We start from the raw sequence: 12,337 nt of genomic DNA on the forward strand, positions 1-12,337 counted from the left end.
GTAAGTAGCGGGTTGTACTTCTTCTATTTCAATAATTTCTTCAACTACATTTTTATTTTCTTTCTCTTTACAAGCTACTAGTGCAGTTAGAGCCAATGCTCCTAAAACAATTCTGGAATTCATTTTTATTTTTTTGTTGTGGTTAGCGATCTAATTGTAATGCAGCCATTATGAATGGCCCCGTACCTTTAGGATCATTGTCTTGTTTACGTTCGTTGATGTAATATTCACAAGAACCATCACGATAAGGATCACCTCCTAAACCGGCAACCGCGCATACCTGAGTTAAAGTAATTGTGCCGTCCTCATCACGCTTAATGAGTTCTTCTGTAAGCCCATCAAAAGCCTTATTTGCCAAATCTTTATAAGCGCTGTCAAGATAACCTTTATTCGCTCCTTTTGCAAAGGCATATGCAAACATAGAACTCCCGGATGCTTCTAAATAGTTACCGTCTTCATCACCTAATGTAGGAACTTGATACCATAAACCTGTCTTATCTTGATATGGAGTTAAAGCACCTGCAAGGTCATTTAAATACTGAATAAGCGCTGCTCGTTTAGGATGATCTTTAGGAAAATAATCCAATACATCTACCAGCGCCATTGCATACCAGCCTAAAGATCGCGACCAAAAATTGGGCGAAACACCGGTTTCTGAATCAGCCCATTTTTGTTCTTTACTCTCATCCCAACCGTGATAAAGTAAATTGGTTTCGGGATCAATAGCGTGTCTTTGAATAAGCTCAAACTGCTTTGCAACGTCATTTAAATTAGTGGAATCACCAAAAGTCACAGCATACTCCGCATAAAACGGAGCGCCCATATATAAACCATCTAACCACATCTGATATGGATACCTTTTTTTATGCCAAAAACCACCTTCAGAAGTCCGTGGATGCTCCTGAAGTTGCTTATCTAACAGCTGCATGGCCTTCTTATATTTCTCCTTCTTGGTTTTCTCATAAACCGGAAATAAAATTTTACCGGCGTTAATCATATCTATATTGTAATCTTCTAAATTATAGGTTGAGATAGAACCGTCTTCACGCACCAATTCGTTTGTATAGTGTTCTGCATAATCAAAATAAGTAGAATCATTGGTTTTCTCATATAAGTCTAAAAAACTTTTAAGCACCAAACCGTGAACATAATCCCACTTAGCCACATCTCGCCCATCAATTTGATAAGCTTCTGGGTTATGCATCATTATAGATTGTGCCATTTGCACAGACCATTTTTCTGAAGCTAGATCAATAGTTGTAGTTTCTTTTACCTCAGTAGTTTTTTTCTCCTTTTTACAAGCTGAAAATGCTATCAGGAGAGCCAAAAAGAATATTTTAAAAAAACGCGAATTACTCATTGTGAACTAGAATTGGTTTTAACGAAAACGATTTTTATAATTGAAAATAAAAATACAATCGATTACACAAACTTAGTGTTCCGTTTCATATAATCAAAATAAAATCTAAAAGAAATATCTAATTAGAAATTTTTAACAGAAAAGAGAAACAGTAACACAGGCAAGTACAGGACGCTAGTATACAATTCATCTTATAACTTTAAATCTTAATTAAAAACTATTGACCAACTCAATAAATTTTACAACTGGTATTAACCTTCTGTAAGTGAAGATGAAAATTAATTTATAAATGAATATTTGTGTGTTTAGATTCAATTCTAATTTTGAGACGATAGTGCTACGGTTGTTTGCCGTAGCATTGTTGTTTTAAATCTATACTTTCTGCTTATAAGTCAAATCTAGGCAGGTTAGAACCGGATATTTGTTCAGGTTGTCCTATTAACTTTAATAAGAAATGATCTTCTAAGTTTTAGGACGGGTCAAACGTCCAATCAACGCTATAGCTCAAGCGTAGTTACTCCGTATCAAAAGCGTAGATAAAGCGTGTTATAACCTTACATAGAATAGCTTTTTAACTATCAAATCGGTCAGTACAAATCGGCTCTAGATTAAAACGAGGATCAGAGCTTCATTAATAAGGGTTCGTTTAATCAGGTTAGAACAGGACACTTTATACAGGCTGTACGTTTAACTTTGATAGGAACCACGGTATTTCTTCTGGAATATAAACCTTTATCAAACTAAGAAAATGATTAAAACCTCTTATTCCTTTAACTATTTTCTTTCTGTAATTGTAGTGCTCCTTCTGATGTCAGCTTGCAAAAAAGAGCAACAAAAAGAAGTAGATTCAGAAGTAACAAAACCCAATTTTCTAGTCATCATTGCTGATGATGCCGGTTGGAATGATTTCAGTTTTCATGGATCAGAGATTAAAACTCCCGTATTAGATAGCTTAGCCAAACAAGGTTTGATTCTAGATCGGTTTTACACTTACCCCACCTGCTCTCCTGCACGAGCAAGTTTTTTGACAGGAAGACCGGCGAGTCGCATGGGCATTGTCGCTCCTATTAGTGGAAAAAGCAAACTTAAATTACCTGATAGCATTAAAACATTCCCTCAAGCACTTAATGACCTAAATTACAAAACCGCGTTGATGGGTAAATGGCACCTGGGTTTGCAGCCTGAGAACGGACCCGAGGTTTATGGTTTTAATTATTCGTACGGATTTTTGCACGGTCAGCTTGATCAATATGCGCACACCTATAAAAATGGCGACAGCACGTGGTACAAAAATGGAAAATTCATTTCCGAAGAAGGTCACGTAACCGATTTACTCACAAATGGAGCTATAGAATATATCAAGGAGCAGGATTCAACGGATTCTTTTTATTTACAAATTGCTTATAGTGCACCTCATATTCCGTTACAAGAACCTGATTTTTGGCTGGAGCAGTACAGCCCAATAAAAGACAGCTCTAGGCAAGCTTATGCAGCTGCAATGGCCCATATGGATTACGGTATTGGTGAAATCTTTAAAACTTTAAAAAATCAAAAGTTAGACAAAAACACCGTTGTTCTTTTCTTTAGTGATAATGGCGCGCAGGAAAAATGGGTACCTACAACACAATATGATGGTAAATATGGACCCAACTATAATTTAGGAAGTAATCTACCTCTAAGAGATTTTAAGACTTCTAATTATGAAGGCGCTATACGGGTTCCGGCAATTATATCTTGGCCTCAATATTTAGAAGCAGGAACTTCAAAAAACTACTTGAGTGTTATAGATTTTATGCCTACTTTCTTGAAATGGGCAAATACTGAAAATATTCCGAATTCTGTAGAAGGTCAAAATGTTTCCGATTTACTTTCTTCAGAAAATAAAAATCGCAACTCCCCTATTTACATTAGGGGACATTTGCAAGAATCGGTTATTGTAAAGCCCTTTAAACTGATTCGTACCAGACACCTCAATAGTAAAACAGAATTCGAGCTCTATAACATTGAAGAAGATCCTTCCGAAGAGAAAAATTTGACTGAGAAAAATCAAGAAGAAATCGCCAAACTTTTAGTCCTTCTAAAAAAAGAATTTGCAAAAGACATAGATAAAGTTAATGTAGGTCTAAAAGATTAAATGTTAGCATTACATTTAATAACTTTATATTCCTTTTGAAAGAATTTTAAACCTTTTCAATGAAAAAACTAATTCATCCTCTTGTAATACTGCTTGCGCTTGCTTTAGTGAGTTGTAATACCTCTAAAGAAGAACGCATCACTTTTATCACGCTATCAAATTCTAGTGATTTTGATCTCATACAAAAAGCTGTTGGCATTGAGCTTAATAAACTTCCTGAAAAAGATAATACAGCTAAATATCCGTTAGTGTTAATTGATGGAGATACCATAGCTTCACAATTAAGCTACACCAACAATGACGGCAAAAAGAATCAATTATTCTTTATAATAGATATTCCTGCAAAAGCTTCTAAGCAGGTTAAGTTTAAGTGGATTGATAAAGCGCCTCAATATGCAGTAAAAACTAACATCCGTTTTGGAAAAAGAGAAACTAAAGACGAACCGGTAAAGCCAGCAACTTCAGAAACACTTAGCGCGACAGATATGCCTAAAGCTCTCGGATTTCAGAAATATCAAACCGATGGACCCACATGGGAGAACGATAAGGTTGGTTTTAGGCACTATCTCGATGGTAGAAATGCAATAGATGTTTATGGTAAGAAAACAGCTGCAATATCTCCAGATGATGTGGGTCTTGATTCGGTTAATGCGGTAGTAGACAATTATCACACTATGGAGGCTTGGGGTCGCGATGTCTTCCCTGTTGGAAATTCTGTAGGTTTAGCTGGTTTTGGAATTTTAGCTGACGGAAAAATTCAGCGTCTGGGAATTTTAGTCACAGATAGTTTAAGCAATATTGAAAAGACAACTTTTAAAATTCTGGAAAAAGGTCCAGTAAGATCTTCGATGGAATACATCTATACAAATTGGAATACTGAAGAAAATACCTATCAGGCAAAAGAAACCACTACAATTTGGCCGGGAATGTATGCTTTTCAAAACAAAGTTGCAGTTAGCGGTTTAACCCAAAAAGACACATTGGCTATAGGCCTATCTAATATTAATAATCTAAATGGTGTTGAAGAATTAAAGACCGAAAAGTGGACAGCATTGATTCAGCATGACTCCTTAACCTATGATAGGACTTGGGTTATGGGTACTGCGCTAATTTTACCTTCAGACAAGTACATTAGTTATAGTGAAGCTCCAAAGACTGGTCAATTTACGCAGTCTTATCTCGCTAAAGTAAACGTCAAAAATGACGAAAGTATAACCTATTATGGAGTTTCAGGATGGGAGTTAAGTCAAGAAAAACGTTTTAAAGATGCTGCTTTTTTTAAACAATATGTTATTGATCTCGCTAATACTCTTTATACAGAATTAGATATCAGTATAAATACCGAAAATCAAAAGATTTCAGAATAAAATTATGCAAACACAGGCCTTTACAATGAAACTCAAACCGGGTTTTGAAGAAGAATATAAGAAACGTCACGACGAGATCTGGCCAGAACTTCAGTCGCTTTTAAATGAGTCTAGAATAGAACAGTATCATATTTTTTTAGATGAAAAAACAGGAACTTTATTTGCTTTTCAAACCTTAAAAGAAGATCATACTACCGAGACAATACCGCAGAATCCAATAGTAAAAAAATGGTGGGCTTTTATGGCCGACATTATGGAAACCAACCCAGACTATTCTCCTATTGAAACACCTTTAAAAGAAGTTTTTAAACTTCAGAAGTAGTTCTTAAATAAACTACCTAGGGGTATTAAACCTATTGACGCTGCCAATAAAAAACAAGGCTGATCTATCGACCAGCCTTATTTTTTTTATTTCTTTTTACCCTCTCCCTTAAAGTTTTGAGAACTGTTTTTAAACAACACATTAAATGTTGTCAGGCTACCGTAGATACGGGTAATATATTGTTGCAAGTCTATTTTCTCCTGATCATCCAGATTTTTGCTAGCGTTGATCTTTTGCTCCATAACGCGAATGCGATCACGCACCATTACAATTTTATGGAAAAAGGTATCTATAGGAATTTCTTTATTAGAAAGGTTGGGGTCTGCCGGGTTTAAGGTGATGCTTCCACCCTTCCATTTATCTGCGATTGGAACTACTTCAGATATATCAGAATAGTGCTTTAGAAGCCCTCTGAGTGTTTTTTCAACCTCATAAAAGCTGATTGTATCAACCTCATCCTCTACTGCCTCAATTACTTCAAAATCTGTATCCAAATCTAAAGTTTCTAAGCCGGTTTCTATAAAGGTTATCCAATAATGTTTTGAAGTAACATTAGTTATTACGCCAGCTCCTAATTCATCGTGTTTTATACGCGAGCCGATGCCCAAAAGTGTTCCCATTAATTTTCAGTTTAAATTTACTACAAGATAGAAAGCTACCTTATTTTAGTAAAATTAAATCAAAATAAAAATTGTAGAAAAAACTATAATTTCTTATCAATCATCTCATATTGATAATACTCTTCCTTAACACTTTCAAAATTGAGTCCGTAGTTAACAAGCATCGCTAAAGACACTAAGAAGAAAAATCGGTCGAAAAAATAGAACAATTCAAAATTGAAATAATACGCAAACAAGGCTGCAATATCGGAGAATATAAAACCGAATGCAAAGAAGGTGTAGAGTAACGAGCGGTTGCTATTGTATTTGTTATTATAAGCAATAGCCTGAACACCTAAAACCATCATTGCCGCACCATATCCGTAAAGCAAAAGAGGCTCTAAATTATCATGAAAAGTATGCATCACCATACTCATATTCATTATAATATAAAGCGTGTATGTATTTGCTGCAACCAATAATAAAGTTACAACGATAACAGAGGGTTTGATATTTATTTCTGAAATCTTAGGCATACGCTCAAGAACTATTGTAGTATAACACAATATTCCTATAATAAGATAAAGCTTGTATCCCCAAGGCTCCTCATAAAATTGAAAAAATACATCGCGGACAGTAAAAAATAGCAAAACTGAAAGCGTCCAGAAATTAATAACTTTCTTTTTTACTAAAAAATAAACTAGAAAAAGTAAGATGGTAATAAAACGTGCAAATCTGCTAGACTCTAAATCCATAAAAGCAACAATAGACAGGTTGACTATTGCAGCCAATACAATTAATGTGATAAAAATTAATTTATCATTATTGAAAAATTTAGAGCTCATAATTTTATACTCACCTTATATGTTTAGGAATTATTATTTATTTACGCAAAAATTGCAAACTCAGTTTTTTGTTGTTGCGTTTTTTTTTAAAAATCAACAACAACACCTATACCCAGCTGCTGTTTCCACTGTGTTCTTGCTCCCATTGTCACCTCTTCTCCATTTACATTTGTCTCCGTAATTTTAACATCATTATCATACTTAAGATGAGATCCTACTTTGGCAAGAACAAAACTGTTTACTTTAAAATTTAAGTTCATCTCCCAATCAATATCAATATTGCCAAAACTATTTAGATAATCTGTGTAAAGATTTACCAAATTAGTCAGGTTAATATTTTCCATAACCTTCGCATTCAATGAACTCTGCAAAAGTATCCCCAATTCGCTATTTACATTTGATCCCTGACGAATAATATTACCATCATCATCGTAAATAGCCGGGTCTACACCAAAAGCACCATTATTTGCCAGTTCTTGATCGAGTACAAAAGTTGATTTGTAAGTTAAAGGTGAGGCATAAATTGATAAATTATCTAGCTTTTGACCGTATTCTCCTCCTACACCTAAGAATACATAACCGGGAGCCATAAATTGAGAAATAGGAGTACTTGTATCTGGATATTTATACCCATTAGTAAACTGTGATGCAAATCTAAACTTGGCTGAATAATACCAGTTTGAAATCGTATCACGACGATATCCAAAGTCTGAAGTTACCTCTAGCATATCATCTGTTTTGCGTAACTCTTGTCCTTCTTGACTATTTACACCATAACGTGTTGTAAGTTTATTACGCCACTTTCTTTGATTATCAGAATAATTTCTTTCAAGAACCAACTCTGCCAAACCTGATATAGAATTACTTCCTCCGGCATTCCAGTTTACAAATGCTACTTCGCTTAGATCAAGACCTACTCGATTAACTTCTTTCCAATTAGTCTTGGGTTTAGGAGCTAGCTGTTCTGTTAAACGCTTTACCAAATTCTTTTTAATAGGCAGCGGAAAAGCAACATGTTGTGCTCGAACTTGCACTCCAAATAAAAGCAGTAAACTAAATAGGCTGAAGAAGAATATTTTTTTCAAACTATGGTTTTTTAGGTTAGTCATTAATAGTTAAACGTACCAAACTGAGATTTAATTGTTAATTCTTTATTTTCTGAATCTTCAACTCTTCCTATAATTTGTGCATCGATATTAAAAGACTTTGAAATAGCGATAATTTCATCAGCAATAGCAGGATCTACATAAAGCTCCATACGATGCCCCATATTGAATACCTGATACATCTCTTTCCAATCTGTACCGCTTTCTTCCTGTATCAATTTAAACAAAGGTGGTACATCAAAAAGGTTATCTTTAATAATGTGTAGCTTATCTACAAAATGTAAAATTTTTGTCTGTGCACCTCCACTGCAATGTACCATACCGTGCAGTTGAGATTTATCAACTTCTGCTAAAATCTTCTTGATTACCGGAGCGTAAGTACGTGTAGGAGATAAAACTAATTTACCTGCATCAAGAGGACTTTTTTCAACAGCATCAGTCAATTTTTTTGAACCGCTGTAAACTAAGTCTTCAGGGACAGCTTTATCAAAACTTTCCGGGAATTTTTCAGCTAAATACTTATTAAATACATCGTGCCTGGCAGAAGTCAAACCGTTACTGCCCATCCCTCCATTATATTCAGTCTCATAAGTAGACTGACCAAAACTAGCCAGACCTACAATAAGATCTCCCGCTTTTATATTGGCATTATTAACTACGTCTTCCTTCTTCATTCTAGCAGTCACCGTAGAATCAACGATTATGGTACGCACCAAATCTCCTACATCTGCGGTCTCACCTCCTGTACTTTTTATAGAAACACCGTGCTTTTCTAAGTCAGCAATTAATTCTTCAGTACCATTAATTATGGCCGAAATCACTTCGCCAGTAATCAGGTTTTTATTTCTACCGATTGTTGAAGAAAGTAAAATATTATCTGTTGCTCCTACACATAACAAATCATCAATATTCATGATTAATGCATCTTGAGCGATACCTTTCCAGACTGAAATATCACCGGTCTCTTTCCAGTACATGTAAGCCAAAGAAGATTTTGTACCGGCACCATCAGCATGCATGATCAAGCAATGCTCATCACTACCCGTCAAATAATCTGGAACTATTTTACAAAAGGCCTGCGGAAACAATCCTTTATCTACATTTTTTATTGCGTTGTGAACTTCTTCTTTTCCTGCTGAAACTCCGCGTTGAGCGTACCTTTTTGAAATCTCTTGATTCATTCTATATTATTATTTTGCAAAAGTAAGAAATAAAAACGTCCTGAAATTTCAGGACGTTTTTTTAATATACTTAAAATTTAGACCTATTCCCAGTCTGGCATTGATGCGTTAGAAAAAAGAAGCTTATCATCATTAGAACTATTATTTGAATTTAAATCAATAGAATAAATTGAGGGTGTAGAATTAAGATTATTAGCTTGTCTTGTTAATACCACCTGTCCCTCTGAGGGAGACCATCTAGGGTCAAGGTCATTCTCACCTATATCAACATCGGCATCCAGTTGAAGATTTATACCTGAATTAAAATCATAGATAAACACTCTACTTTCAAAGATTCTGTATTGCTCATTTTGTGAGCCTGACAAATCTATTGTGTACAAAATGCGATTGCCGTTTGCATCTAAATCGAGCCCTCCAGCAGCCCCATCATAATTAGTTAAAACCCGATTCAATACTAACTGAGTAGAAAGGTTTAACGTATATATATTGGTTTGATACCCGTTAATATTATTAGTTTTTATCGCAATGACATCCTGATCAAATTCTGATGTTGCTACTTCTGAAATCAAACTACCATCCGGAGTTTGGTAAATCAATGCGGCACCACTTCCGTTTATACCTATGCTGTAAAGTTTATCAAAATTTGGATAATAAATTTTACTACCATTCTGAGACCAGGCAAAATCAATTTCGCTTAACCTAAAACCATTAACAGGAATAGAGCCCGAAAGTTTTTGAACATTGCTACCGTCTGCATTCATTGTAAAGAGATGCACAATACCGCCTTGCGTTCTTAAGAATGCTATTTTACTCGTTTCAGCATTTGCCCGTGGCCTAAAACTATTGGTAGTAGACGAAGTCAATTGATATTCTGTGTATCCATTATCTTCACTTTCCACTCCTGCATAGATAACACTATTTCCATTCTCAAGTCGCGTAAATAGAAAAGGCGCTCTGTCGAGATTTATGGTTCTAAACTGACCTACCTGACTTAAAACTTTTTCATTTCCTCCATCATTAGCAGAAACTTGCCAGAAATAAGTGGTTCCTAGATTAAGATTCGCTACAGTTAAAATAGTATCGTTTATAACACTGTAAACCTCTTTAGTATTTGAAAAGGTATTGCGTAACTCTAAATCATAAGTGATATCATCAGAATCAGTTGCACTTGATGACCAAATGAATGTGGTATTTAATTCAACACCAATACTATTATCTATAGGTGCTATTAATTCTGGAGCTATAGGCGAACTATTAGCGGTTTTAGAAACCACCATTTCAAAAACCACATTACCTATTTGATTTGCACGAACACTAACTGCTTCAAATGCGGTCACATACCTATCTAATTCGGCTTGAACAGCGTAGTCATCTTCAGCTATTGGCTCAATTGTAAATCTGCCTTCCTCGTCTGTAAAAACTGTCGAAGAAGCGGGGTTTGTAGAAATCCGTACATTCGCAATCGGCGTTTTGCTTTGATCATCAACCACTCTTCCGGTTAATGTACCTTGCCCAATTAAATCAATGGTATCTTCGCTACAGGAATAAAAACCAATAGCTATAATTAATATTGAAATTATATATCTCTTAATTTTCATCGGTAACACTATTTAATTTATTACTCTGCTTATTACCAAATCGGTATTGAATACCCAATCCAAAATTATAGTAAAAATCATCTCGCTTTCCATTTTCAACACCATCCAATAAATCACTGAGCACAATGTTTTGTTCAGCAAACATTCTAAAATCAAAAGATTCATTTATACTGTATTTAACACCCAAGCCGTACTGTACTTTCATAAAACTTTGAGACAAACCCTCAGGATCAGAATCTTCTGCTCTATGATCAAAAATAAATCCGGATCCTGCATAGAGATAAGGCCCTAAATTATCATTAGGCAGTAAATTAAATCTTGCATTTAGGTCTAAACTCAGGTATTCATTTTTATACTGAAAATCGTTATTTACTTGAAATAAACTGACTGCAACCTCAACATCAAAATTGTTATTTATGCTGTGACCATAATCTCCTCTAAAATAAAATCCCGGTTTTTTTTGAGAATAATCTCCATCTATCAAACTTACCCCTGACATAATAGAAAAATAATTAGGCTTCGTATTTTCTTGAAAAATGCGATCATAAAGCCTAACTGACTGTTCTTCTTTTTTCTCCTTAATATAAGATTCTACTAGCTCCTGATTAACTTGATTTCCTCCTTTTGCAGACCAATACCCATCCTCAATTCCTTCAATAATAAGAGCTCTTACCGCTTTTTCTACAGCATCTTTAACGGCCAGTTGAACAGGTTCATTTTGAGTAATACCGGTTTCAGCTTCTAATAGCCTTTGAAACTTAACAAACCTAAAAAAGCTTGCGTCAAGAGCTTGAGACAGGATTGTTTTTGAGACATAAACTGTTTTTAAAATTTCACCATTACTGGTTGAAACCATTCTTAGATACACAGTAATTCTATCCTGTCTATATTTAGTAGACCCCCCAATACCAAAGTAGCGAGCACCTAATCCTCCGGTAACAATATTAGTATCATATGAAACGATACCTCCTTCTAATATAATTCCTGCATATTTGAGCGGTGGTAAGGGAGGTTCATTAGGGTTTAGATTTTTTATATACTCCTGTTTCGTATTTCGAATAATATTTCTTTCGGTTGTAAGGTTACTTAAGTTCTCTCGCTCAATAGGTATAAACCAATTTGAATCTTCTAAAGCTTTTAGGAGGATCGCAGTGCTTCCCTGCGTAACAGCTGTACTAAACGTACTGCCATTCTCAACGGCCTTATATTGACCGGTTTGATCCCTAAAGTTATAAACTGCGACCTCGACAGGAGTTTGTGCCTCTGGCAGATCTAGTAATCCTTGTGTGCTTTTAGAAAACTCACCTTGTCTTGCTTCGTGCTGAATTATAGGTTGATTAAAATAGGCTCCGCAAGAATTAAGAATCATTCCGCCCAAAACCAGCGTAAGCAACTTATTTATTTTCATAATGTGTAATTAATTGGGTACTATGACTTGGGTAGTCTCTCCGGTAGAGGTGTCTAATATGTTAATCACTAAACCCTCTGTAGACTCAAAAACTTCTACATTTAATGATCCAAAGGTAAATGTGCCTTCCTCTTTAAAATCGCCTATACTTTCTACTTGAGCATTTAATAAGGTTCGGGATAGTTGACTTAAGATTTGTCTATTTAAATTATCTCCAAAGCTTTCTAATTCTGTTTGTTCCTCTCTGGAATTTGTTTTTGCCGTGTGACCATTTTGAGCAGATGCAGCGCTTAAAAGCCATTGGTAATTAAACGTATCTCCTCCAAAAGCCGGATTAATAGGCTTATAAGTGAGTTGCTGAGCTTGGGTTGCTCCCATCATAGCTATGAAAAAGACAAAGAAATTAATGTGCTTCAT

11 protein-coding genes are annotated in these 12,337 nt (G+C 35.1%); 3 read left to right on the plus strand and 8 right to left on the minus strand.

The features are described from left to right. Nucleotides 1-142: 142 nt before the first annotated feature. A complete protein-coding gene (locus tag DSM02_RS18395; protein WP_128766957.1) occupies nucleotides 143-1,360 on the minus strand; it encodes a glycoside hydrolase family 88/105 protein in 1,218 nt (405 codons plus the stop codon). Nucleotides 1,361-2,108: 748 nt separating this feature from the next. Here DSM02_RS18395 and DSM02_RS18400 point away from each other — a divergent pair. From DSM02_RS18400 to rhaM, 3 genes are read left to right on the plus strand one after another with little or no spacing between them, the layout of a single operon-like run. Beyond that, nucleotides 2,109-3,494 carry a sulfatase-like hydrolase/transferase gene (locus DSM02_RS18400; RefSeq protein WP_128766958.1) on the plus strand — a complete coding sequence of 462 codons (1,386 nt, stop codon included), beginning with the start codon at nucleotides 2,109-2,111 and terminating at the stop codon, nucleotides 3,492-3,494. A 59-nt stretch (nucleotides 3,495-3,553) separates the two neighbouring features. Next, nucleotides 3,554-4,861, plus strand: a complete 1,308-nt coding sequence (locus DSM02_RS18405; RefSeq protein WP_128766959.1) for a DUF4861 family protein — start codon at nucleotides 3,554-3,556, stop codon at nucleotides 4,859-4,861. 4 nt (nucleotides 4,862-4,865) lie between these two features. After that, nucleotides 4,866-5,183 carry an L-rhamnose mutarotase gene (rhaM, locus tag DSM02_RS18410; protein WP_128766960.1) on the plus strand — a complete coding sequence of 106 codons (318 nt, stop codon included), beginning with the start codon at nucleotides 4,866-4,868 and terminating at the stop codon, nucleotides 5,181-5,183. Nucleotides 5,184-5,269: 86 nt separating this feature from the next. Here rhaM and DSM02_RS18415 read toward each other — a convergent pair whose 3' ends face one another. The 7 genes from DSM02_RS18415 to DSM02_RS18445 all read right to left on the minus strand — a co-directional run bounded on the left by DSM02_RS18415 (nucleotide 5,270) and on the right by DSM02_RS18445 (nucleotide 12,337). After that, nucleotides 5,270-5,803 carry a hypothetical protein gene (locus DSM02_RS18415; protein WP_128766961.1) on the minus strand — a complete coding sequence of 178 codons (534 nt, stop codon included), beginning with the start codon at nucleotides 5,801-5,803 and terminating at the stop codon, nucleotides 5,270-5,272. An 83-nt stretch (nucleotides 5,804-5,886) separates the two neighbouring features. Next, complete coding sequence (locus DSM02_RS18420; RefSeq protein WP_128766962.1) at nucleotides 5,887-6,627, minus strand: hypothetical protein; 741 nt, start codon at nucleotides 6,625-6,627, stop codon at nucleotides 5,887-5,889. Between the two features lie 86 nt (nucleotides 6,628-6,713). Continuing rightward, entirely contained in the window at nucleotides 6,714-7,712 is a 999-nt protein-coding gene (locus DSM02_RS18425) for a DUF3078 domain-containing protein (protein ID WP_240674101.1), read from the minus strand. 23 nt (nucleotides 7,713-7,735) lie between these two features. Beyond that, nucleotides 7,736-8,914, minus strand: a complete 1,179-nt coding sequence (locus tag DSM02_RS18430; protein WP_128766964.1) for an AIR synthase related protein — start codon at nucleotides 8,912-8,914, stop codon at nucleotides 7,736-7,738. Nucleotides 8,915-8,997: 83 nt separating this feature from the next. Further along, nucleotides 8,998-10,512 (minus strand): carboxypeptidase regulatory-like domain-containing protein, encoded by a 1,515-nt coding sequence (locus tag DSM02_RS18435; protein ID WP_128766965.1) that lies wholly within the window; start codon nucleotides 10,510-10,512, stop codon nucleotides 8,998-9,000. Continuing rightward, on the minus strand, nucleotides 10,502-11,920 hold the full coding sequence (locus DSM02_RS18440) for a CsgG/HfaB family protein (protein ID WP_128766966.1): 1,419 nt from the start codon (nucleotides 11,918-11,920) through the stop codon (nucleotides 10,502-10,504). The genes DSM02_RS18435 and DSM02_RS18440 overlap by 11 nt, the downstream gene beginning before the upstream one ends. 9 nt (nucleotides 11,921-11,929) lie before the next feature. Beyond that, a complete protein-coding gene (locus DSM02_RS18445) occupies nucleotides 11,930-12,337 on the minus strand; it encodes a curli production assembly/transport component CsgF (protein WP_128766967.1) in 408 nt (135 codons plus the stop codon).

It is taken from the genome of Leeuwenhoekiella polynyae, assembly GCF_004104075.1.
Classification (GTDB): Bacteria; Bacteroidota; Bacteroidia; order Flavobacteriales; family Flavobacteriaceae; genus Leeuwenhoekiella; species Leeuwenhoekiella polynyae.